Genomic DNA, 22,687 nt, shown 5'->3' on the forward strand with positions numbered 1-22,687 from the left:
TAGACGATGACGACTTAGAAGAATATAACGATTTTTAAACAGTAAAACCACTAGAATCCATCCTAGTGGTTTTTTCTGTTTTACATATCACTACTTATAAGGTGGTGATTCATTCATCTTAGGTAGTTTGCTCAATTAAGATATAAACCATCCATATAAATTTTTCTCTAGCTATGAAACATTTATGTAGCAACAGGCTTAAAGCTGCTACTACTTTGGCGAGTTCCTTTATTTATCATAGAAGGTAGTACCTTCTTGTGATGAAGAGAATAAATCCTTTAAGTCAATGTTTTCTATGTCCGTCACATAAGCTACAATCAAAAAAATAAAAATAATCCAGTAGATGATTTTTTTCAATCCCCCCAACTCCTTCACTAAAAACAGTATTATGAGAAACGCTCAGAATTGCAATAAATGGACATTTAACTGCGAAATAAAGGATACTTTTTCTGGTAGCTTCTCAGTAACAACATTTCAACACTTTTGCATCAGAATCCCCTTAACTTTGTATAGTTAATTTATGATCGAGATTGTTCAATATAGATAGTCCTAAAAGGTACACCTTTTTATACTACCTGGAATCAAATAACAAAACGTCTATTTAGTCAATAAAATTAACCTTTATGGATGTACAAAAAGTAATTAACCTTTATAGACGATATTTTATTTTCAATTTTTGTTAACATAGTGTTCTTTATCGGTAGTAAATAAAAATAGAGTGTTTATTTACTTAAAATGCTAATATAAATTAATAAACTTACCAGGAGATTAATTTATATGATTTAAAAAATTATATCAACATTTGTTGCAACCTTATGTGGTAGCTTGATGTTTGAAGCAAGGTCCTTCGATCCTCAATATGAACAAATAACCTTTAATAGTGTTATAGGGGATTTAGTATTTGGAATGATATATATCTTACCAATTGTTATAGTATTTGGGATTCCTTCATCAATCATGATTGATACCATAATAAGAAACCTAAAAACTAAGTATAGACATTTGATTGAAATATCACTGTACATTGTTTTTGGAGCAATAGGTACAGCAATCATTTTATTAATACTTGCTTAAGGTGATGGCATAAGTGTCTTTCCAGAATTTGGCTTGTTCTTTATTCTTGCCTTAAGTTGCTCAGTACCCTTTGGAATTAGTTCAATTATATTGAAATATGTATTTAAAATGGTTCCTTCTCCCTAGAAAACATTTTGTATACGCTATACAATTTTAGTTAACATAATCACTCTTTCCGGTACACATGGAAAAAGAGAACCCCTGCACACTGGGGTTCTCAACGTGTCACGTTTTATTCTTCATGCGCCTTTTATACATATGCTAGTCCTCATAGAAATAGTCTCTATGGACGTAATAATGAAAGTAACATTGCAAAATAAGTGCGTCAAGAATGCTCCTTTTTTACTTTGTCCTTGCAATGAGTATCATTCTACTTTTCGATAAGGTCCACCCGCGCCTCTATAGGTTGCTTATATGAAGCAAGATTTTTACCACCACTATCAATACTACCTAACTTGATGAGACCTGATGCATGACCAAAATCCTGATAGAAAATTGCTAAGTTGCCCCAAGGAGCATAGTACGCGATATCGCCAATAGAAGCTGCGGTACCGTCCGGAGAACCAGCAATAGATAGCCGTTTTGGAAGGTCACTTATCTTTTCCGTTTCCGCGTAATCTTTAAGTGTTAATGTCATTGGAAGTAGAGCAATAAAATCTTTTGCTGCTTTACTGTCATTCATTGTGGCCATATATTCGTCTTGTCCAATAGTTAATTTTATTTTCATTTCTTCAACACCTTCTTCTAGATTTTTTGATTGTTTTTTTCAAGTTGCTTTTAGTAATGGAATAAAATTAGTGGACTGTATAGCCACCGTCAACTGCTATCCCTTGACCGATTACATAACTTGAAGCAGGACTACATAGCCAGAGAACTACCGAAGCAACCTCCTCCGGTTTTGCTAGACGTCCAATTGGGACTTGCTTCATCAATTCTTGCATTTCATCACTTTCAGTAGTTAGCATACTTTCAACCATTGGCGTTTCAATGATTCCTGGACAAACCGCATTAATACGAACCCCTTTAGAAGCATATTCTAAAGCACTGCTTTTAGTTAGACCTAAAACACCATGCTTTGAAGCATGATAAGCAGAACGACCAGCAATACCCACTAAACCTCCTAATGAAGAGCAATTAACAATAGCTCCTTCTGTACCTTGTTTTCTCAATTGACGCAACTCATATTTCATACATAACCAGATTCCTCGAAGATTAATACTCATTACATTCTCGTACTCTTCTTCAGTTAGATCAGCAGTATCAGTCACAGGACTTTGAATACCGGCATTATTGTACGCGTAATCTAATTTTCCAAATGCTTCAACAGTTTTCTCGACCATAACTTCAACATCTTTTTCTATTGAAACATCACAACGAATAGATATTGCATTATAACCTACATCTACTAAGTCCTGAGCTTCTTGCTTTGGTTCATTTATGTCAACTAAAGCTACACTTGCACCTTCTTTAGCGAATAGTTGCGCAGTTGCAAGGCCAATGCCTGATTGTGCTCCCGTTACAATTATTACTTTATCTTTCATAGTTGTCATAATGATTCCTCCTTATTATTGTTATAACTACACCTTACAATTTAAAGTTGACTTTAAGTCAAATAAAAAGAAGACGATAGAAAAAATTTCTTTTGTAGAAATTCTTCTATCGTCCTCATACGCTTGTTTTATAAATCCGCCTCTTCATTTGGATAAAGAACGAACTCATATTTTTTCCCCTCTAATTGATCGTTATAGAATTCAATTTTACGATTTAGAATATCCAAGTTTTGTTGCAAAGCTTGCATCTCTAGTTCCACGAGATGCTTACGCTTTTCAAGTAAATCCAATCTATCGGGAATCGTTTCATCGCCCATTGAACGCCATTTTGTATACTTTTTCAACTCTGTTACTGACATTCCTGAACCTTTCAAATGGAGTAAAAATTGAGCCCAGCCGATATCATAATCGGTGAATTCACGTAAATTATTTTTATTTCGGCGTGGGGTAAGTAACCCTTCCTGTTCATAGTACCTAAGTGTACTCGGCGTTACACCGAGGATTTCTGCAAATTCTCCAATCGAATAAGTAATAGTATCCACCTCATTCTTATCTAGTTATTCTACCCATAAGATACACCTAAAGTGAGCTTTAGGCGAATGATTTTGGCTATTAAAAAACCAAATAGCGTTCTCCTTCATGTAATAGTGATAGAAGAATTCTATTTGGCTCTTTTCTAAATAACTAATCGTAGAACAATTAACGATTAGACAATTTGTTTCGTGGGGCGAATCAAGATTTCGCTTACTGCCACAGTGTCAGGCGTGCTGATTGCATATGCTACTGCATCTGCGATATCGCTTGATTTCAAAGAAAAGCCTTCTTCACCCTTACTCATAAGATTCTTTACCGATTCTCGGCCTTCAGGATCATTAATTGTTGTATAAAGTTCAGTAGTTACAGCACCTGGTGAAACAATAGTTGACCGAATATTATTTTCCCTTTCTTCCTGGCGTAAGCCCTCCATGATCGCTCTAACTGCAAACTTAGTCCCACAATATACAGCAGAACCAGGATAGACAACATGTCCCGCAACTGAGTCAGTTGCAATAATATGACCAGATTGTTGTTTTTTCATAATAGGTAAAACGGCAGCAATACCATTTAAAACCCCCATGATGTTAATGTCTAACATCTGGCGCCATTCATCAAAGCGTGTTTCTGAAAGTGGGGCAGTTGGCATAATACCAGCGTTGTTATAAAGTACATCTACACGACCATGTTTTTCAACTGCTAGATTTACAACAGCTTGAACTTCCTCTTTATTTGTTACATCCGCAACAGCGTATGAAATTTCTGCATTCGGTAATGCTTCAACAAGAGCTTTTAAACGATCTTCGCGACGAGCAGCAATCACTAATTTTGCGCCTTCTTGAGCAAGTTTTTTAGTAGTGGCTTCACCAATGCCACTTGATGCGCCCATAATAACGACAACTTTTCCTTTTACATTTGTCATAGTAACTTCCTCCTTTAGTATTCTTACAGTTATAATCTACACTTTAAAGTTGACTTTAAGTCAATAGATATAAATTTATTGTTTTCCAACTTGTATACGTTGCTCCTTATTTCTTTGTCCCTTTACAAAAACAATGACTAAACCAACAATAGAAATCATTAAAATGAAAATTGAGTTTGTGAAAATCAATGATTGAACATTATCTACATGTAATAAGTACGAAAAAATTAGCCCTTCATAAGGGGAAAGTGTAGCCCCTATGTTATAAGCAATCAGTACGATTGTAGTTCCTAATTTAGCTATTTGGGATGTTTGCTGAGTAAATGTATGAAGTAAATAGGGCATGATACTCCGAAACGAAAAGCCAATTACCATGGAACACAATGTAGTTAGTAATATACTTTCTGAAATAGTCGCCACGTACATAAAAACTCCCAGTAGTAGAAGTGATATAGGCATTGTATAATCTTTCAGAAATTGAAAAACCTTTCCGAATACAAAACCAGCAATAAATGCTCCTAAACCAATAAAAGCAATCATATTGCTACCATTTGTTGCATTACCAATGTTCTTTTCTAAAATTAGAGGAGTAATCTCAATATTGTAATTGATAAAAATAGTTACTATTACAAATAGTAAAATTCCAAAACCAATTACCAAGCGATAGATTCCTCTATCATGGGAAGTATCTGATATCGTTGTTTTTTGTGTAGCATGTTTATTTTCAAATTGCTTTTTATCATCTGGAATAAAGAAAAAGAAAGCTAAAAAAATAGGGAGTGCTAGAGCATAAACAAAAAATGAAGTATGCCAGTTAATCTTCAACAACTGTCCTACTAAAAAGGTTAAACAGATGCCACCTAATCCTTCAAATGAACTTTCCATTCCAATTACTTTTGCTCGTTTACGTGGATCATTTTGATACAGATCACTAATCATTTGAATGATTAAACGGTTGAATAACCCTATCCCTAAACCAAAGATACAACGTGAAAAAAATAATAAAGAGAAGATATCATGTTTTAACGCAGGAACAATTCCTGAAAGGAAAACAAGTCCTAGACCAGTTAATATTGTTTTTTTCTTTCCAATCCATAGTTCTAGTCGATTTCCAATTAAAACACCGAGAACTACAAACAGGGAAGGGATGGTTGTTAATAGCCCTACATGTGTTGGATCTATATACGTAAATTCTTTCGCAATTGCTGGAATGTTTGCAGCAATTGCTGGACTAGAAGAGATTAACAATGCAACTGACAGTAAAGAATACAGCCTTAATTTCTCCATGTGCATAAACAATATTCAACTCCTATGGTTAGATGGGGATGCTTTGCTAGTGAATAGTTTCTGTTTTAGTTCTTCTTTTGAGATCAGTCTCCCTTTTAAGTAAATTTCCATCATAATCTTTAATTTTTTCATCTAGTTTTTGGATGTTTTCATCAATCTCGGTCCTTTTCGCTATCAGTAGATTTCTTTCATCAACTAGGATATTTTTGTGAGTTTTTAATGTACAATCTCCTTCAATAGATAAAATTGTATACTCAATTAATGCCTCTATCGTTAATCCAGCATTTCTCATACACTTTATAAATTCAATCTATTTGATGTCCTCCTCATTGTAAGTACGGATACCACTTTCTCTTCGACTTACTGGAGGAATTAAGCCTACCTGTTCATAATATCTGGGCGTTGATGCTGTTAGATTAAGTTTTCTTGTCACCTGTGTAATATTCATCTTCCTCACCTCACTATCTTTTATGTATTGAATCTATCATTTAAAGTTAACTTGAAGTCAACACGGATATTTTTAAGCTATAGAAAAATTTTTCACTCTTATTCCTTGACTTAAAGTTAACTTTAAGTCTTATACTACATCATATAAGAAATAAAAAAGAGATGAAGGGAATGATAAACATGGCAGAAAAACAAACAGCAGGACGAGATTTGTTAGGAGAATTCGCGCCAAAATTTGCTGAACTTAACGATGATGTCTTATTTGGTGAAGTTTGGTCTAGAGAGAAGGAACTGTCGCCACGAGATCGCAGTATGATTACAGTTTCTGCATTAATTGCTGGCGGGAATTTCGAACAATTAACTCCACACCTTCAGAAAGCGAAGGCAAACGGAGTAACAAAAGATGAAATTTCTGAAATCATCACTCATCTTTCGTTCTATGCAGGGTGGCCTAAAGCTTGGTCAGCATTTAACATTGCAAAAGAAATTTATAACGATTAAAAGAAAGTAGGGATCCAATATGGCAAAAGAAGAATTAAGCAATAGCACGATTTTTCCTTTAGGAGAAAAAGTTGAAGCAAACTTTATCGGAGACGCATACTTACAAATGGTATTTACGGATAAGACACCACTGAATGCACCAATCGGAAATGTAACCTTTGCTCCAGGAGCTCGTAATAACTGGCACTCTCATCAAGTGGGACAAGTTTTGTTAGTGACAGGTGGTGAGGGTTGGTATCAAGAAGAAGGGAAAAAAGCTCAATTACTCAAAACTGGGGATGTAGTAAATATTCCGCCGCATGTAAAACATTGGCATGGCGCAACAAAAGATAGTTGGTTTGTACACTTAGCCATTACACCAGGAGAAACAGATTGGTTAGAACCTGTCGATGATGAATGGTTCGATAAATTATAAAGATAAAGCATCGAGTTAATTGACTCGATGCTTTATTTATTTTATATAATAGTAAGAATACCCAAATTTCATAATGATTTGGAGTTAGTATTTTGACGAACAGAGCCTTGATGTTGAAAAAAGCATCAGTAAACAAGTAATACCAGCCGTCGCTTTCCGTATTAGTATAAGGAAACGTACCCAACTTTCTTGTAGAAAATAGAATTTTACAATGTTTTTAATGCATCTTCGATTGAGGTCTTTCCACCAACTATATCGAAGGCTTTACCAATTGTATGAGTATTTTCTAGTGCAGCGATAATGACTGATGCAACATCTTGGCGAGAAATTTGCCCATATTCCAGGTCAACCACCACTTTTACCTTCTTAGTTCCAGGGTCGTTAGTTAGTCCACCTGAACGGATAATTGTATAATCAAGACCACCCTTCTCTAGCCAGAAATCCGCGTAATGTTTGGCTACACTATAGTACGTTGCTCTCTCTAGCCATTTGTCACGACGATGAACATCAATTGTACTAACAATGACGAAACGTTTCATCCCAACTTGTTTGGCTGGAATATTGATATGGTGGTATTTTGATAAATTAGCTGGCTGAATTAAAATACCAAAATCAATCAATCCTTTGTCGAGCCGTTTAGTCACAGCGTCTTCATTTCCACTATAGAGTTAATACCGTATGGTTGGATAATTTAACTGTGAATTTTTCAATGCTTCTGCTCCCTTTCGAGTAACATTCCTTCGTCTGTAAGGCTGATACTGTGGCTATTTCGAATGAACAGTTTTTTCCTAACTCTTATTCAAGGTCTTTTAATTGTCTTGACAAGGTTGGCTGTGTAAGATGCAAAAAATTAGCAGCACCTGTAATACTTCCTTCTCTTGCCACCGTAAGAAAATATCGCAAAAATCGAACTTCCATATAAACGCTTTTAGTATATACATTTTAGAAATACTCATAAAGCATATCATGATATAAGATATAAGTATTTGGTGTATATAAAAGGCACAGTTAGAATAAACAATAAAGGAGCTAATATGGTGGCTTATAACACAGAAAAGAATGCTTTCATTATCCGAATTTACATGTGAATGAAGTAAAGAATAACATGGCGAAAATAATGAGGGAGGATATAATAGAATGAAATTTCGTATAAAAGAAGCTGCTGCAAAGGTAGGGTTACCTACACATACAATTCGATATTATGAAAAAGAGGGGCTTCTCCCTTTTGTAAAAAGAGATGAGAATGGAGATCGAATTTTTGATAAGGCAGATTTGCAATGGTTAGAGCTTATTATATGTTCACGAAAAACAGATATCGCTCTTTCGGAATTACGTAAAGTTGTTGAGTTAACACAAGAAGGCGAATATACATTCTCCCTACGCAAACAGATATTTGAAAAGCATAAAGAGAAAATGATAGAGAAACAAAGAGACTTGGATAAAGCTTTTAGAAAAATTGAAGACAAAATCCAGTACTACGATAACTTAGAAAAGCAGTATCGGGAAGAAAATTTATCACTTAAAACTTGATTAAGAACGTACCTTGCTATTTGCTAAGTCTTTTCTTTTAACCAGTACACAAATTTCACTAAATTTTATCTTGCACTTTAGGATTAACTCTTTCGTTTAGCTTATCTGTATCAAGATTTTTAGTACACTTGTTTTTCATTTTGGAATGACCTCTCTTTTTAGGATAGAGGCCATCCAGTTCTAGTCAAAGTACTTAAGGAAGAGATAAAATGAAAAAATTCACTAAGTAAAATACGACCTTACACCGTTACTCCAAGAACTGTGTAAGCATCTCAAATATTTTCCCTTTCGTTAAAGCCAACTTTAAAGTTTATACTTCATCCTATAAGAAATAAAAATTAGAAATACAGGAGGGAAAAGGTATGTCTGATAAAAAAGTTTGGTTTATTACTGGTGCAGGACGAGGAATGGGTGTAGAATTCGCAAAGGCAGCTCTACAGGCCGGAAACAAGGTTGTTGCAACTGGCCGTAATACGGATGCGATATCCAAAGCCTTAGGTGAGAACGAAAATCTGCTGATTGTAAAACTGGATATTACTAACCTATCTGACGCTGAGGCAGCTGTGGCTGCAGCAGTTGCCCATTTTGGACGCATTGATGTACTGATTAATAACGCGGGCTCTTTCTACGGAGGCTACTTTGAGGAATTTAGACCTGAGCAAATTGAGAATCAACTTACCACTAACTTTTTCGGTCCAATGAATGTCACCCGTGCCGTTCTTCCTGTGATGCGGAAGCAGCGTTCGGGGCACATTTTTTCAATCTCGTCAGGGGCAGGGCTTGTCGGGTTCGAATTTAATACCGCCTATGCCGCATCGAAGTTCGCCCTTGAAGGCTGGATGGAGTCATTGCAAGCTGAGATTGATCCATTTGGTATCCATACGACCATTGTCAACGCTGGTTTTTTCCGTACAGAACTCCTCACCAAAGAATCAACAAACTACGCAACTCCGTCCATCGAGGCCTATACAGGACGCAGAGAAGAATTCCAAGAGTTTTTTGTTTCTAAGAATGGCAAGCAAGAAGGTGACCCCACAAAGCTTGGTCAGGCGCTAATTAAAATTGCAAATGAAGAACAACCACCGCACCGATTCCTAGCTGGTGAAGACGCTGTTGATCTTGCTGAGCAGAAAATTGCTCAACTTCGAGGGCAAATTGACGCTTACCGCAACCTTTCAATGTCAATGGCTTACGAAGAAGAATAAACACGCAAGGTTTTTTAGCCTAAAGTTTGAAGTGGTTTTTTGAGATAAGTTGCAAAATAGTCTATTCTATATCAATACTTGAGTGTTCCAAGAAGTCGTTTATAAAAGTTTCATAGATTTTGATTACTTTCTTATAGAAAACCAGCTAATTTATCAAAATATTAGCTGGTTTTCTATAAGAAATAAGTACTTAATTCGTCCTTCAGAATAGAAAAAGTTACTCATTTATCCGGAAAAATATTAAGGGTAGTGTTATTTGTATATGGTTCAGCTAGTTTCCTAGGAAATCTGTTGGCTGAAAAGTTACTTTCTTAAAATGCAATGAAAACGGTGATATTTCACCTAATTGTAATAGGGATCATTTTTAGTGGAATTGGTGTTCACAGATGGCATGCCAACAATCATTTGGAATGGATAGACAGTTCACCGGTCTATAGTACAGCAAGTACTATGCAAATGCTTGGTTAGAGAGCAGTGGTCTTGATTATACGATTATCCTTCCAGGAAGTCTGACTAATAATCCGGGGACTGGTAAGGCAAAAGTGGCGGATGACCTTGAACATAAGCAAATTTCTCGTGAAGATGTTGCTTCAGCAATTATTGCTTCGCTTGAGAATGATCAAACAATCGGCAAATCCCTTGATCTGGTTGGTGGAGTAACACCAATTGAAGAGGCACTAAGCACCCTTTAAAATATTTATCTATCAAGGAAATCGAGTATTTATTCTATAACAATTGAACTTTGAAGGAGTCGATAGAAATGAAAAAAGTGAAAATAGCTGAAAGAGAAGTTTTTCCAATCGGTTTAGGTACTTGGAGTATAGGAGATGACAAGGAAAAGTATACGCAGGAATTAAATGCTGTGAGATCGGGATTAGAAGCAGGTATACAAGTCATTGATACAGCAGAAATGTACGGTGATGGGAATTCTGAGAGTTTAGTAGGTGACGCCATTAAACCTTTTGAACGAGAAAAACTATACCTAGTCTCAAAAGTTCTTCCTAATAACGCTTCAAAAAAGCAATTACCTATAAGTTTAGATAGCTCCTTAAAACGGTTGAAAACAGATTATTTAGATCTTTATTTACTTCATTGGCAAGGTCGTATTCCAATTGAAGAAACAATAGAAGCAATGGAAAAAGCTAAAATACAAGGGAAAATCAAAGCCTGGGGAGTTTCAAATTTTGATGTAACTAATATGACGAAATTATTAAAACAGCCCAACGGTCATCACTGTGTCACGAATCAAGTACGTTATAACTTAGGAGATCGAGGAATAGATTTCGATTTAGTTCCTATGATGAAAGAACATAACATGCCTTTAATGGCATATGCTCCTGTAGCAAGAGGAGATCGCTTAGGTTCTAATCTAACAAAACAAAAGGTATTACTGGATATTTCGAAGAAGTATAACGCAGATATTTTCCAAATTTTATTGGCGTGGTGTATTCGTAATGGACAAACTATTGCTATTCCACAATCTAGTAATCCTAAACACGTTATAAGTAATGTGAAATCTGCAAACATCCAGCTCACAGAAGAGGATCTAGTAAAAATAGATTCTCTCTACCCAGAACCAAGAGTTAGTGAGCCATTAGCTTTGTGGTAATTAAACACAGATGATAGCAGCAGGCGCTTTTCTTCCTCCTTTTAGTACGTTTTATCATATGCTGGTATGACGTCGAGAGAGAATGATTTAACCCTTAATACGAAGAGGAATTTATCTTTTACTCATCACTGTTTTAGGTTATATAAAAGGTACACTGTTTAACTTTAGAAAGAAGAAAAAACAGTTCATGGGGAATGGATAATAAAGAAAATTCCAAGTGAAATGCTTGCTTTTTGTATTGCTTAGAAAGTCTGTCAGAAGTTCTGTCAAAGTCTTAGCTATCCTTTATATCCTGTGATAACTTATAGGTGTGCATAGCGATTAGCAGTTTCAATTTTCTGTACCACATTTTTATTCATGTTCGTTCGACAGTCCTGCAGATGTAATTGTTACACAACAAAACCGACCGCCTTTACTGGTGTTCGGTTTTGTTGTGTAATCTGATGTAATTATAGGTAAGGTGAATTTGGGTTTATTTAAATAAACAAATAAATTTTTGTACTGTAAAAAAATATTATATATCATCGTAAAAATAAACTGGTGGGAGAGTTATTGTATTGGAAAGTAAAATAGGTAGCATAAGTTTTTTTGATTATGAAAAAGGCATTGGGTTTATTTCTTCGGATAGTAATGGAAAAGATATATTTGTCCATTTTAGTTCTATTCGTAACTTTAATCCTAGTCTATTAAAAATAGGACAAAAAGTCTCTTATATTGAATATAAGGGTCCAAAGGGTCCCCAGGCAGAATATGTAGTTCTTCTTTAAATACAGGTTTTAAAGTCATGTGCTGATCGTAGGTGGCTTTTTCTTTTATCTATTCACTTTTGCCATGTTATCAATACCATACCTTCCTTGAAATTAACGATTTTTATCCCTTGATTTGGTTTTATTTATGTTGATTTAGATGATAACGGAAACGGTTCTCTTGATTGTATAAAGAAAAAATCTTTCTATTGGTATAAAGATGTAATTTCTACAAATGGAGCAAACATATAAAACTTTTATCATTTTTGGATCCTTGTTAAACTAATTAGCATGGCGCAACAAAAGATAGTTGGTTTGTACACTTAGCCATTACACCGGGAGAAACAGAGTGGTTAGAACCTGTCAATGATGAATGGTTTAATAAATTATAATAAATAAAGCATCGAGTCAATTAACTCAATGCTTTATTTATTTTATATGATAGTTAGAGTGCTAAAATTTAATAATGGTCTGGAGTTTATTTCAGCATAAACTATTATTTTGATCTTTCGCTTAAAAATCCCACCCTTTAATATTTAAACAACATATAGAAAAAACCTCATTCTTCTTCAAAAAGCTTTTTTCCTTCATGGAGTCTCATCGCAATCCGAACTGTATGCGGCATTTCTCTTGCGGTTGGAGCATGACCTGCAAGATATCGTGTCATTGCGAGAATCATTGTTTCCTGTGCTCGTTCTGATAATGACGATTCTTCTCCAGCCCAATAATCATGCTCAACAACACCTGCCTCATACATTTGGAAAGAATGAAATTCAGCGTCCTCTCGAAGTAAGGAATGACCGAGTATATTGAAGAGGGTAGCTTTTTCTCCGCCTCCTGCTAAATACGTCATTACCCAACGAGCAGCTTCTGTCACTTGCTGCTGTTTATTCATAATTTCCAATAATTCTGAAGGATCCTGAAGTGTTTTTACAGCTTCAGAGGGTTGTGGCTTTCTAGCTGCAGGCATGTTTAGGAAACGATCAAGATAAACACTCATTGCACCATGGAATAGAGCACGTGTCAATTCTACAGTTGTGGAACGTCGTAAGCTTTGGTGTACCGCATGTGCATGAGTGAATGTATGAAGTACGGTAATCCAATCATTAAAATCATTTTGTGTATGGAAGCGTGCAATTCTTTCAGCTGCAGATAATGAAACCAATTGTGCTAACCGAACAGGTGTGACACCAGACTCAAGAGCTTGCATCATCATCTGAATCGTGTCAATCGGTTGGTCAGATAAGAGCTGTTCAACTAATGCACTTTCATCAAAATCGGGTGTTTCTATTGACTTTTCAGCTTTGAGGGTGTCTTCTAGTTTTTCAAAAGCTTCGTTTAATGGTTTGACAAGGTTGACTGGAGATTGCCAGCTATGGGATTCCTCGCTCCGAGACACGTTTGAAATACCAGGCAACAATGAAGTCAATACATAGGGACGATATTCTTCTCCGATGTGTTCCACAATCTCAAACGCCTTGTTATGAAAGTCTAGTGTATGTCCCGTATTGATATAAAAGTGATCAGTTACTGCTGCCATCATCATGTCTGCTAATTGTACATCTGTGCTACCTAATTCCATCGCTGTCAACAAAACACGTTCAGCGCCTTGTGTATCACGAACCTCTACACAATGCCGGTACCACTTTGCAAGCTGTTCAACAGATTGGCTTTCCATCTCATTGGTCACTGGCAGTGCTCCTAGTAAAAAGCGAGTTCCCATACCAGAGCTTTCACGAGCTACATGTACCAGACCTTGATACAAAGCCAGGATCTGACCTGTTTTGTCCAGTTTAGTTAATATATTCGTCATTGCTGTTAAGATCGTCAGACCAGAACGCCAGCCACTTTGTCGGTGTTTTGTTCCGAACTCCACTCCAACCTTTGCAATTTCGCTACAGGAGATACCCGCCTCTACTAGACCGACAACTGCTTTAGCGATGACTAAGCTTAAGTTTTGTTCTAGACCTTCTCGAAGTCGATTCTGTAATTTTTCAACGGTTATTTTATGGTGTGGTGTAGGCTTCACCCAAACTTCTCCGTCTTTTACCTCTACAGGATACGTAGGCACGTCATCCGCCCAGGGATCGAGCGTACCACCACTCTTTACATCAAAGCGAGCATGGTGCCAGTGACAAGTCAGAATTCCATCACATAAGCTACCCATATGTAAAGGAAAACCCATATGAGGACAACGGTTATCGACAGCATGTAATTTACCTTCATGTAGAAATACAGCTATACCGTGTTTCCCCCCCTTGACAACTTTTGCACCATCATTCTTTAACGTTTTAAGTTGACCAACATGAATTGCCTCTGCCAATGAATACACTCTCCTTTAAAAGTTCATTCTTCCAACACAGCTCTTAATTTCTATGATGAATATCATCTACTACTTTATATTAACTATAAAAAAGCGTAACCCTTCATAAGTTGGAAGTTTTCTCATTCAAAAGTCTAAGGTTGTTGAAACATCTTATTTGGAGGGTTTAGACAACTTCTAAATCCGTAATCGTTTCCCTAAATTCAGTACTAACGCCCAAGTTCGATATGTTCATTCATCTTTCTTGGGTCAAGACATAGCTGTAAAAACAATAATGTGAAATTAGAAGCTTGCTAATGGCAAAACAGTGTATAATCAAAAAATGATCATACACTGTTTTGTGCCTTCCTTATCTGGCAAGTTGCTTTGTGGGACTATCCATGTAATTCCTTAGTAAAATAAATACTACACTTAATATTAACGATAATACTCCTACTAGTATGACGTACTGCGTACCCATTTCTGATATAAATAATCCACCTACAGCTGTACCAATTGTTGTTCCTAAGTTAACAGATGATAAAAATAATCCATTCGCGAAATCAGGAGCTTCTGGAGCTGCAGACGAAATCCAATATTGATTAATATTCGTTCCTATACCAGCAAAGATTCCCCAAACTAAAGTCATAATAGCCATAGGTACAGTAAACTGTCCTGTAAAGAATAAAATGATGTAAACGACTCCCAATGCAAAAGGAAAAACTACTACAGTTTTGATGGCATTTTTCGTAAGTAACTTCCCTGCCATAATGTTTCCTATAATATTTGCCACACCGAATAGGACCAACATGAAACTAATTAATTTCCCAGAGATATTTGTAACGGTTTTAAGATACTCAGCAAGATAGCTGTACACCCCAAATACTGCTGAATTCAGTAAAAGGACAGCAATAATGGAAAGCCAAGTAATGGGTTTTTTTAATACGCTTAACTGTGCTCCGTAAGAAAGTCTTTCTTTAACAGGCATAGAAGGGAAAAATGCTAATGTAGCAATAAATACTAGAGCGTTTACGATGGCAAAGAATGACATAGATATTTGAAACGAGATTGTACTAGCAAGAAAACTTGCGATTGGTACACCAAGTACCATACCCGCAGATACTCCAATAAAGACTTTTGAAACAGCTTTTGGAGCATCTTCCTCACGAACGGAGTTAGCAGCCATTGTAAAAGCTGCTGAAAAATAGATTGGATGAAAGATGGCTGGAATCACACGCGCAATTATGGCAATGGCAAAGTTAGATGTAAATATAGAGACAATGTTACCTAGAACGAAAATACCAAGTACAAGTAACATTGCCTTCTTACGATTGACTCCCGAAAATAATAACGGCATAGTTGGACCGGATATTGACACAGTAAGTGCAAAGAGACTCACCAGCCACCCGGCCTTCGATACACTGATATGAAAGTGATCAGCAATGTAGGGTAATATCCCTATAACTCCCATTTCAGTATTTATAATACCGAAAGCTCCTACGGTTAATATAAATATAAGTAACTTATTTTGTTTAGACATAAAATAGATTTCCTTCTTTCTGAAAAGTGTCATTTTCTTGTTGCATAAAGGCAAGTTATTTAAGGAGCTATCTTACCTTGATCAATTAGTCAACTTGTTCAATTGTAACTGTAAAATCACTGTTGATATCTTGCAATTTCTCTACTCCCGATTCGATTTTTCCTAGTTTAATAAGCCCTTTTGAATATCCAAAATCCTTATAATATATGGCTAAATTCCCCCATGGAGCATAATAAGTGAAGTCTCCAACTGTAGGGTCAATTCCTAATGGTGCCTCTTCAGTAGATAATTTATTTGATGGATAACTAATTTTTTCCGTTCCTGCATAATCTTCAAATGTTAATGTTAGTGGGAGTCTTTCTAAAAAACCCCTACTTGTTGGATTATCATACATCCTAATAAATACTTCCTCTTTGTTAAACGTTAATTTTATTCTTATATTTGAAATACTATCTTCTGTTGGTTCTTCTTGTGCACGGTTTGAATTATCACTTGCACTATGACCTTTGTCGGTTTCAGATAAATTATTGTCATTATTACTGCAAGCAGCGAGGGCAAAGCTCATTACTAAAATAAGAGACAGACATAACAGTTTTTTCATCTTGTTAGCCTCCTTCTATTTGGGCATTTTATAAATAGAATGAAGAATTGAGGATGCTATCCATACATTTGTGAAATAAGTTGTCTGACCTGATAGAGTTACTTCACTATTTTTTAAATTGAAATCATCAATGGGTTCACTTAAAAGAAAACCATCTCGATTGATTAATTAACGTTAGTCTATTATTCCTAAATAGATACATGATGTATACAATGGTTAAATGAAATTCGTTCATTATTAAACAAACCAATTAAAATTGTTAATTATCTTTAGGGAAGTTGGGTAACCTTAAAATATCGAAAATAGATAGAAGAATATCCAAAAGCCAAGAAGCCATTAAAAGGACTCTTATTAAAATAATGTCTGAAAATACAATCAGAAAATTCATTTGATATCCTTTCCTTTTAAAGTTACGAATTCTATTCAGACAAAAAAGTGTGAATCCTTACAAAATAAGCAGGGATTCACACAGTGGGTTTCACTTTGGCTTGCAAAGTTCTCTAAGCTCTTCCAATACAAGTCTTATTTTTTCTTCAGATTTTCTTTGAAGAAGGACTCAAGCTTGTCAAAAGGAATTAAATTCACCCGATCGTACAAGTCCACATGACCTGCGCCTGGAACAATATAGAGCTCCTTCGGTTGGCCTGCTAGCTTGTAGGCGTCTTCACTGAACTCTCTAGAATGAGCGTTTTCACCCGCGATGAACAGCATTGGACGAGGAGAAATCGTCTCTATGTCTTCGAATGGGTAAAAATTCATGAATTTGACGTTACTTGTAAGCGTCGGATGTGTTGTAACTTCCGGTGACGAACCTTTAGGCGTGTATTCACCTCTTGGAGTACGGTAAAAGTCATAAAACTCACGCTCAACGTCCGTAGAGTTTTCATTTAGTTCATGTACCGTCCCACTGGTGTATTTGGTTTTACCGCCTTTAAATTCCACATAGCGTTGCTCTGCTGCCTCTTCAAGAATCTTCTTTCTCTGCTCGACAGTCTGAGAGTGTTTAAGCCCGTTACGGTTAGCAGCCCCCATGTCGTACATGCTGACTGTCGCAATGGCTTTCATGCGCGGGTCGAGCTTGGCTGCGCTAATGGCAAAGCTCCCACTGCCACAAATACCGAGAACACCAATTCTATCTCTATCGACAAATTTCCGGGTACCTAGGAAATCCACTGCAGCACTGAAATCCTCTGCATAGATATCTGATGAGACAGCGTTGCGAGGCTGGCCTTCACTTTCTCCCCAGAAGGATAAATCTAATGACAACGTAACGAATCCTTTTTCAGCCATCTTTTGTGCATACAAATTTGCACTTTGTTCTTTCACTGCACCCATAGGATGCCCGACAATGATTGCAGGTTTTTTAGCTTTTTTATGAAGACCTTTTGGAATAAAAAGATTCCCTGCAACTTTCATGTTGTATTGATTTTCAAACGAAACCTTCTTCTTGGTTACCTTCTTGCTTTTGTAAAAATTGTCTGCTCCATTGGACATGTCTGGTTTGTATACAGCATCGGTCTTTGATGCAGCGCTAACGTCGGTCTTTGATGAAACAATGGTCGCGGATACAAGCAAGCATAGGGCTATCACTTTGAATACACGTGTAATCATAGAACTTTTTTTCATTTTAAGCTCCTTTCAAATTCGGATAATTAAAGGATTTTCTTCTGTGGCATAAGCCATCAAATAAACTCCTTTATTATTTATTCTAACTGTTCCTTTTTTATATAAAAAATACTTATATCTTATATCTCGATATGCTTGATAAGCATTTCTAAAACGTATAAACTAAAACATGTTAAAGGAGGCGGGGAATATGGAATTTCGAGTTTTGCGGTATTTTCTTACGGTTGCAAGAGAAGGAAACATCACGAAGGCTGCTGATTTTTTACACGTTACACAGCCAACCTTGTCGAGACAATTAAAAGACCTTGAACAAGAGTTAGGAAAAAAACTATTTATTCGCAGTAGTCACAGTATCATTCTTACGGATGAAGGAATGTTACTGCGAAAGAGAGCAGAAGAAATTGTTAATATGGTCGGTAAATTAGAGGCAGAATTTACTTCCATGGAAGAAACAATTAGTGGTGATGTCTATATAGGTGGTGGAGAAACAGAAGCCATGAAACAGATTGCGCGGGTAGCAAAAGATGTACAGTTACGTTATCCCAATATACGATATCACCTCTACAGTGGAAACGAAGAAGATATAACAGAACGGCTTGACAAGGGGCTGCTTGACTTTGGTATTTTAATTCAACCAGCTGATATTTCAAAATACAATTATCTTAATATCCCTGCTAAAGATGTTTGGGGCGTTGTTATGAGAAGAGACAGTCATCTTGCCGTCAAAGAAAGCATTCAAGCTGAGGATTTATTAAAAGTTCCACTAATCTGTTCACGACAGGCAATGAAACAGACATTTTCAAAAAATGAATTTGCGGATTGGTTTGGCGAAGACTTTCATAAATTAAATATCGTCACTACATACAATCTTGCATATAATGCTGCTATTATGGTTGAAGAAGGCATTGGGTATGCAATAACACTTGATAAGATAGTAAATACATCTAATAGTAGTAAGCTTTGTTTCAGACCGTTAAAGCCAAGACTGGAATCAGGCTTAAATATTGTTTGGAAAAAGCATCAGTTTTTTTCCACTGCTGCTGATGTTTTTTTAAAAGAAATGCAGGCGGAGTTTTCGAATATTTCATCAGACTTATAGGGAAATATAATAAAAGTTTATACAAAAAGGAGAACTATTCGTTAGTTTAGTTTTTAAATTTTTTGAGTTATAATATTAAGCGTTATAAAGAGGAACTTGGAGGAAACAACAAAATGGGCAAGAATGATGAAGTACGCGATCAAATTATAATGACTGCTTTACGCCTTTTTAACACAAAAGGATTTAGCCACACTTCCATTCAGGATATTATGGAAGCATCTTCTTTACCAAAAGGGGCGATTTACCGTAGATTTACTAACAAAGAGGCAATCGCTCTTGCTACATTTGAAAAAGCAGGAGAAATTATTTGGAACCATATTGTTCAAGCGAGTGAACAAGCGAGTACGGCTACTGATAAAATAATAGCGATAGCACACATTTACCAAGACGCTGTCAATAATCCTCCTATTGAAGGTGGTTGCCCATTATTAAATACTGCGGTTGAAGCTGATAATACCTACCCAGATCTTCAAAAAGTTGCTTCCGAAGGTTACAACCAAATACTTCAGTTTTTGCAATCAATTATTGAGGATGGAATGCGTAATAACGAATTCCGTAAAGATATAAACTCTCTTTCTCTGGCTTCATTTCTACTGTCTTCTATGGAAGGCGCTATAATGGCAAGTCGTTTATCATTTAATAATGACCATATTTTTTATGGCATTGAACAAATTAAGGCCTTATTGAATCACTATTCTTCTTGAATGGCCCCCACTTCCTAAGTTATTGGGGGTTTTTTCATACATAATTCACAATTTCATTATGTACAAACAAACAAAATACTATATAATACGATTATCGGACCGGACGGTTCGGTTTGGTTTGGTTCGATAATAAAAAATAGGATGTGTTTATAATATGAAATTTCAGGTTGTTTTATTTGATGGATTCGATTTAATGGATGCAATTGCTCCTTTTGAGTTCTTTGCAGCTGCTGCAATTCTTTCACCTGAAAATGTAATAGTAGAGTTGGTAACGGCTGAAGGGAAAAGGCGAGTCAAAAGTGGCATTAATAACGTAGAAATTGAAGCCACAGGAGTAATTGATCCGAACGCTGAAGGTGTTATTTTAGTTCCGGGTGGAGCTGGAGATATGTATGGCGATGGTCCCGATTCGATAGTAACTAAATTAAAGAAAGCTTCTGAAACGAAGCTAAAAACTTTGTTAAAAAAAGCAGCGCAAAACCCTACTATTACCTTAACCACAGTATGCGGTGGTTCTACCCTTTTAGGGATGATGGGACTATTAAATGGCCGACATGCTGTTACACATCATATGGGAATGGATGCGTTACCGGCTATGGGGGCTAGGCCAGTACATGCTCGTATAGTAGATGATGGAGACTTAGTATCTAGTGGTGGTGTAACTTCAGGTATAGATATTGCCATTTACACAATTGAACAAAAACTAGGCCCACAGATTGCTCACTATATCGAGAAGGTATTTGAGGTTGAACGTAGAGGAACAGTTTGGTCAAATAAAGGTCAGGAACCTTATTTGAATTAGAATAAAGAGGCTCTTTTCCTTTAATTATTTGTTCTCTATTAAAACAAAAAGAAAGGGATATGCTTATGTATCCTCTAGTATTACTTGTTCATGTAATTAGTGCCGTACTTCTTGGGAGTTACCTTACATTACCTTGGCAAATAAAAAAAACGCTAAATATTCCAAGAGACAACCTGGTACTTCGTATTAATTTTATCCAATCGTATACACGCGCAGGTCACTATTCACTCATTCTCCTATTAGTATCTGGAGGCTTAATGATCGTCATATATTCTGCTTTTCCCTCAATAATTTGGGTAGTAGTATCCGGCATCACTTTACTGCTTATTAGTGCTTTTATGGGCATGATTAAAAAAAGACTTAGACAAATAAAGGATTCAGAAAAACCAGAGGATCTTTTGCAGAAGAATTTTAAAGTTTTAAGTGTGTTTAGTTGGACATTATTCTTTTGCATACTCTTTGCACTCGTTATAATGACTCATCCTTCTATACTTTTATAAGACTGAGGAGGATAGGTATATGAAGCAGCGCAAAATCCTAATTACGATTTTATCCATTATTTCAGTAATGTGGGTAATGCATACACTATCAAAGAACTTTGTAGTTGATCCAAGTTTTCAAGGATTCCTATCAAAAAAAGATGAACTTCTTTCTAATCAAATGCTATGGGTATCGATGATAAGAGTTCATATTATTCTTGCAATAATTGCGTTACTTACAGGACCTCTTGGAATAATTAAACGATTACGTTTGAGATCCTTAACATTTCATCGATGGAATGGTCGAGTCTATGTTTTATCTATTTTGTTAAACTTTATTCCTGGATTATACATTTCGTTCTTTGCGACAGGTGGCTGGTCAAGTACAATAGGGTTCCTTATCTTAAACACACTATGGCTTGTAACAACAATATTCGGTTATATGTATATAAAAAGAAAGGATGTCTTACGGCATAGTCAATGGATTACCCGAAGTTTCTTTCTATCCTTTTCTAATATGATTATTTATATTAGTGTCGCAATTACACATAATGGATTAGATTTTTCTTATGGTCTTTCCTATACGATTGCTGTATGGATTTGTGGGATTTTCAATTTATCAATAGCAGAAATTGTGATTAGAAAAAAATACTTATATGATTTTAAATAATTACGATCCTTTTTGAAACCTTGTGGTTTACATTTTCTGTTTTTTGGATTTTTAATCTTCCTGGTTAGCTACAAAGAGAAGTTAATATGAAGACATAAACAATATGGAGGCGATTACAATTCTTAAACGTCCGAAAATGAACGAATACCATCCCTTTTTTGAGAGGTACATAACACTTGTGCCTGATGGAGGATTACTTGATATTCTAAAGAAGCAACAGGAAATAACTATTAATTTACTAAGAGATATATCTAGTGAACAAGCAGAGTACCAATACGAAGCGAAAAAATGGAGTTTGAAAGAAGCACTCGGTCACATGGCAGATGCTGAACGCTTACTGAGTTATCGCATTTTTGCAGTTTCTCGTGGAGAGACTCTTTCATTTCCTCCATTTGATATAGATGCATATATGACTAATGCAAATTTCAGCCGACTTGATTTCCAAGATATACTTTCAGATTTTTCAATTGTACGACAATGCACCTCTTCATTGATCGCTGGTCTTTCCGACAATGCATGGATACGTACGGGAACAGTTTTAAATCATCCAACTACTGTACGTGCACTGGCGTACATAATTGCGGGTCATGAGCTACACCATCAAGCAATTATCAAGGAAAGATATTTACTAATGTAAATCTGCATTTTCCTGACGCTGCCCCATATAGTACAAAGCTACCTCATCTCTAATTTTGAGGTAGCTTCTTTTATTTGTTATAAATAAATAGCCTATAGTTTTAGAAGGCACAAATCAAATGGTAAAAAAACAATAATAGTCAAATATCTAATATTTCTATAACTTATAAAAAACATCTTATATATAAACTATATAAACAAGAGAAGTAATAATCAACATATTTTCGTTATAATTACTTTAATTATTGCCTAGTTTGTAGAAAAACAATTAATACGAAGCAGCGTTCCTTGTTTTATCAAGGGATGCTGCTTCGTTATTTTTATGATCTTTTAGCTATCATTTCTATTTCAATCTGTGCACCTAGAGGTAGGGATGCTACGCCTATAGTTGTACGAGCAGGATATGGT

At 35.9% G+C, this 22,687-nt stretch carries 24 protein-coding genes and 3 pseudogenes; 14 read left to right on the forward strand and 13 right to left on the reverse strand.

Annotated elements, in window-relative coordinates:
• Positions 1–228: 228 nt before the first annotated feature.
• The 7 genes and pseudogenes from SB717_RS31610 to SB717_RS31640 all read right to left on the reverse strand — a co-directional run bounded on the left by SB717_RS31610 (position 229) and on the right by SB717_RS31640 (position 5,815).
• Complete coding sequence (locus SB717_RS31610; RefSeq protein WP_410906626.1) at positions 229–357, reverse strand: hypothetical protein; 129 nt, start codon at positions 355–357, stop codon at positions 229–231.
• 1,087 nt (positions 358–1,444) lie between these two features.
• Complete coding sequence (locus SB717_RS31615; RefSeq protein ID WP_410906628.1) at positions 1,445–1,801, reverse strand: cyclophilin-like fold protein; 357 nt, start codon at positions 1,799–1,801, stop codon at positions 1,445–1,447.
• 67 nt (positions 1,802–1,868) lie between these two features.
• Entirely contained in the window at positions 1,869–2,624 is a 756-nt protein-coding gene (locus tag SB717_RS31620) for an SDR family NAD(P)-dependent oxidoreductase (RefSeq protein ID WP_410906630.1), read from the reverse strand.
• Positions 2,625–2,752: 128 nt separating this feature from the next.
• Complete coding sequence (locus SB717_RS31625) at positions 2,753–3,157, reverse strand: MerR family transcriptional regulator (RefSeq protein ID WP_410906662.1); 405 nt, start codon at positions 3,155–3,157, stop codon at positions 2,753–2,755.
• Positions 3,158–3,330: 173 nt separating this feature from the next.
• Positions 3,331–4,080, reverse strand: coding sequence for an SDR family oxidoreductase (locus SB717_RS31630; RefSeq protein ID WP_410906632.1), 750 nt, complete (start codon positions 4,078–4,080; stop codon positions 3,331–3,333).
• Positions 4,081–4,155: 75 nt separating this feature from the next.
• Entirely contained in the window at positions 4,156–5,373 is a 1,218-nt protein-coding gene (locus tag SB717_RS31635; protein WP_410906664.1) for an MFS transporter, read from the reverse strand.
• A gap of 40 nt (positions 5,374–5,413) precedes the next feature.
• Positions 5,414–5,815 (reverse strand): annotated as a pseudogene (locus SB717_RS31640) (MerR family transcriptional regulator).
• Between the two features lie 179 nt (positions 5,816–5,994).
• Between SB717_RS31640 and SB717_RS31645 the strand changes: the two are divergent.
• Positions 5,995–6,315 (forward strand): carboxymuconolactone decarboxylase family protein, encoded by a 321-nt coding sequence (locus SB717_RS31645; RefSeq protein ID WP_410906634.1) that lies wholly within the window; start codon positions 5,995–5,997, stop codon positions 6,313–6,315.
• 19 nt (positions 6,316–6,334) lie between these two features.
• Positions 6,335–6,730, forward strand: a complete 396-nt coding sequence (locus SB717_RS31650) for a cupin domain-containing protein (RefSeq protein ID WP_410906636.1) — start codon at positions 6,335–6,337, stop codon at positions 6,728–6,730.
• A gap of 206 nt (positions 6,731–6,936) precedes the next feature.
• On the opposite strand, the gene SB717_RS31655 is transcribed toward SB717_RS31650, so the two are convergent.
• Positions 6,937–7,269 (reverse strand): NAD(P)H-binding protein, encoded by a 333-nt coding sequence (locus tag SB717_RS31655; RefSeq protein ID WP_410906666.1) that lies wholly within the window; start codon positions 7,267–7,269, stop codon positions 6,937–6,939.
• A 3-nt stretch (positions 7,270–7,272) separates the two neighbouring features.
• Positions 7,273–7,648 (reverse strand): annotated as a pseudogene (locus SB717_RS31660) (LysR family transcriptional regulator); the annotation flags it as partial.
• 219 nt (positions 7,649–7,867) lie between these two features.
• Between SB717_RS31660 and SB717_RS31665 the strand changes: the two are divergent.
• The 7 genes and pseudogenes from SB717_RS31665 to SB717_RS31695 form a co-directional block, all read left to right on the forward strand.
• Positions 7,868–8,260 carry a MerR family transcriptional regulator gene (locus SB717_RS31665; protein WP_261590111.1) on the forward strand — a complete coding sequence of 131 codons (393 nt, stop codon included), beginning with the start codon at positions 7,868–7,870 and terminating at the stop codon, positions 8,258–8,260.
• 362 nt (positions 8,261–8,622) lie between these two features.
• Positions 8,623–9,465 carry an SDR family NAD(P)-dependent oxidoreductase gene (locus tag SB717_RS31670; protein ID WP_410906638.1) on the forward strand — a complete coding sequence of 281 codons (843 nt, stop codon included), beginning with the start codon at positions 8,623–8,625 and terminating at the stop codon, positions 9,463–9,465.
• Between the two features lie 494 nt (positions 9,466–9,959).
• The gene (locus SB717_RS31675; protein ID WP_410906667.1) at positions 9,960–10,157 is read left to right on the forward strand and encodes a Rossmann-fold NAD(P)-binding domain-containing protein; all 198 of its coding nucleotides are present in this window, start codon (positions 9,960–9,962) and stop codon (positions 10,155–10,157) included.
• Between the two features lie 68 nt (positions 10,158–10,225).
• Positions 10,226–11,074, forward strand: coding sequence for an aldo/keto reductase (locus SB717_RS31680; RefSeq protein ID WP_410906640.1), 849 nt, complete (start codon positions 10,226–10,228; stop codon positions 11,072–11,074).
• 557 nt (positions 11,075–11,631) lie between these two features.
• Complete coding sequence (locus tag SB717_RS31685) at positions 11,632–11,841, forward strand: cold-shock protein (protein ID WP_410906642.1); 210 nt, start codon at positions 11,632–11,634, stop codon at positions 11,839–11,841.
• A gap of 123 nt (positions 11,842–11,964) precedes the next feature.
• Positions 11,965–12,072, forward strand: a complete 108-nt coding sequence (locus SB717_RS31690) for a hypothetical protein (protein WP_410906669.1) — start codon at positions 11,965–11,967, stop codon at positions 12,070–12,072.
• Between the two features lie 38 nt (positions 12,073–12,110).
• Positions 12,111–12,212 (forward strand): annotated as a pseudogene (locus tag SB717_RS31695) (cupin domain-containing protein); the annotation flags it as partial.
• Positions 12,213–12,379: 167 nt separating this feature from the next.
• On the opposite strand, the gene SB717_RS31700 reads toward SB717_RS31695, so the two are convergent.
• The 4 genes from SB717_RS31700 to SB717_RS31715 all read right to left on the reverse strand — a co-directional run bounded on the left by SB717_RS31700 (position 12,380) and on the right by SB717_RS31715 (position 17,889).
• Positions 12,380–14,143, reverse strand: a complete 1,764-nt coding sequence (locus tag SB717_RS31700; protein WP_410906644.1) for a Rieske (2Fe-2S) protein — start codon at positions 14,141–14,143, stop codon at positions 12,380–12,382.
• A gap of 349 nt (positions 14,144–14,492) precedes the next feature.
• Positions 14,493–15,662 carry an MFS transporter gene (locus tag SB717_RS31705; RefSeq protein WP_410906646.1) on the reverse strand — a complete coding sequence of 390 codons (1,170 nt, stop codon included), beginning with the start codon at positions 15,660–15,662 and terminating at the stop codon, positions 14,493–14,495.
• Between the two features lie 85 nt (positions 15,663–15,747).
• Entirely contained in the window at positions 15,748–16,263 is a 516-nt protein-coding gene (locus SB717_RS31710; RefSeq protein WP_410906648.1) for a cyclophilin-like fold protein, read from the reverse strand.
• Between the two features lie 522 nt (positions 16,264–16,785).
• Positions 16,786–17,889 (reverse strand): alpha/beta hydrolase, encoded by a 1,104-nt coding sequence (locus SB717_RS31715; RefSeq protein WP_410906650.1) that lies wholly within the window; start codon positions 17,887–17,889, stop codon positions 16,786–16,788.
• Between the two features lie 190 nt (positions 17,890–18,079).
• Here SB717_RS31715 and SB717_RS31720 point away from each other — a divergent pair, with 190 nt between their 5' ends.
• From SB717_RS31720 to SB717_RS31740, 5 genes are all read left to right on the forward strand, one after another.
• Positions 18,080–18,988: a LysR family transcriptional regulator gene (locus tag SB717_RS31720; RefSeq protein WP_410906652.1), complete on the forward strand. Its 909-nt coding sequence runs from the start codon at positions 18,080–18,082 to the stop codon at positions 18,986–18,988.
• Positions 18,989–19,101: 113 nt separating this feature from the next.
• Positions 19,102–19,692 (forward strand): TetR/AcrR family transcriptional regulator, encoded by a 591-nt coding sequence (locus tag SB717_RS31725; protein ID WP_410906654.1) that lies wholly within the window; start codon positions 19,102–19,104, stop codon positions 19,690–19,692.
• 154 nt (positions 19,693–19,846) lie between these two features.
• Complete coding sequence (locus tag SB717_RS31730) at positions 19,847–20,494, forward strand: DJ-1/PfpI family protein (RefSeq protein WP_410906656.1); 648 nt, start codon at positions 19,847–19,849, stop codon at positions 20,492–20,494.
• Between the two features lie 519 nt (positions 20,495–21,013).
• On the forward strand, positions 21,014–21,643 hold the full coding sequence (locus SB717_RS31735) for a DUF2306 domain-containing protein (protein ID WP_410906658.1): 630 nt from the start codon (positions 21,014–21,016) through the stop codon (positions 21,641–21,643).
• A 103-nt stretch (positions 21,644–21,746) separates the two neighbouring features.
• Complete coding sequence (locus tag SB717_RS31740) at positions 21,747–22,280, forward strand: DinB family protein (protein ID WP_410906660.1); 534 nt, start codon at positions 21,747–21,749, stop codon at positions 22,278–22,280.
• Positions 22,281–22,687 lie beyond the last annotated feature (407 nt).

The sequence above is a fragment of the Priestia sp. SIMBA_032 genome, from assembly GCF_046535215.1.
Classification (GTDB): Bacteria; Bacillota; Bacilli; order Bacillales; family Bacillaceae_H; genus Priestia; species Priestia aryabhattai.

What these genes read in the sequence shown, in the direction of transcription:
- SB717_RS31645 (WP_410906634.1), top strand. Translation starts at nt 5,995, where the DNA reads ATGGCAGAAAAACAAACAGCAGGACGAGATTTGTTAGGAGAATTCGCG.
- SB717_RS31635 (WP_410906664.1), bottom strand. Translation starts at nt 5,373, where the DNA reads ATGCACATGGAGAAATTAAGGCTGTATTCTTTACTGTCAGTTGCATTG.
- SB717_RS31665 (WP_261590111.1), top strand. Translation starts at nt 7,868, where the DNA reads ATGAAATTTCGTATAAAAGAAGCTGCTGCAAAGGTAGGGTTACCTACA.
- SB717_RS31725 (WP_410906654.1), top strand. Translation starts at nt 19,102, where the DNA reads ATGGGCAAGAATGATGAAGTACGCGATCAAATTATAATGACTGCTTTA.
- SB717_RS31615 (WP_410906628.1), bottom strand. Translation starts at nt 1,801, where the DNA reads ATGAAAATAAAATTAACTATTGGACAAGACGAATATATGGCCACAATG.
- SB717_RS31715 (WP_410906650.1), bottom strand. Translation starts at nt 17,889, where the DNA reads ATGAAAAAAAGTTCTATGATTACACGTGTATTCAAAGTGATAGCCCTA.
- SB717_RS31630 (WP_410906632.1), bottom strand. Translation starts at nt 4,080, where the DNA reads ATGACAAATGTAAAAGGAAAAGTTGTCGTTATTATGGGCGCATCAAGT.
- SB717_RS31735 (WP_410906658.1), top strand. Translation starts at nt 21,014, where the DNA reads ATGAAGCAGCGCAAAATCCTAATTACGATTTTATCCATTATTTCAGTA.
- SB717_RS31655 (WP_410906666.1), bottom strand. Translation starts at nt 7,269, where the DNA reads ATGAAACGTTTCGTCATTGTTAGTACAATTGATGTTCATCGTCGTGAC.
- SB717_RS31710 (WP_410906648.1), bottom strand. Translation starts at nt 16,263, where the DNA reads ATGAAAAAACTGTTATGTCTGTCTCTTATTTTAGTAATGAGCTTTGCC.
- SB717_RS31650 (WP_410906636.1), top strand. Translation starts at nt 6,335, where the DNA reads ATGGCAAAAGAAGAATTAAGCAATAGCACGATTTTTCCTTTAGGAGAA.
- SB717_RS31705 (WP_410906646.1), bottom strand. Translation starts at nt 15,662, where the DNA reads ATGTCTAAACAAAATAAGTTACTTATATTTATATTAACCGTAGGAGCT.
- SB717_RS31730 (WP_410906656.1), top strand. Translation starts at nt 19,847, where the DNA reads ATGAAATTTCAGGTTGTTTTATTTGATGGATTCGATTTAATGGATGCA.
- SB717_RS31680 (WP_410906640.1), top strand. Translation starts at nt 10,226, where the DNA reads ATGAAAAAAGTGAAAATAGCTGAAAGAGAAGTTTTTCCAATCGGTTTA.
- SB717_RS31670 (WP_410906638.1), top strand. Translation starts at nt 8,623, where the DNA reads ATGTCTGATAAAAAAGTTTGGTTTATTACTGGTGCAGGACGAGGAATG.
- SB717_RS31740 (WP_410906660.1), top strand. Translation starts at nt 21,747, where the DNA reads ATGGAGGCGATTACAATTCTTAAACGTCCGAAAATGAACGAATACCAT.
- SB717_RS31720 (WP_410906652.1), top strand. Translation starts at nt 18,080, where the DNA reads ATGGAATTTCGAGTTTTGCGGTATTTTCTTACGGTTGCAAGAGAAGGA.
- SB717_RS31620 (WP_410906630.1), bottom strand. Translation starts at nt 2,624, where the DNA reads ATGACAACTATGAAAGATAAAGTAATAATTGTAACGGGAGCACAATCA.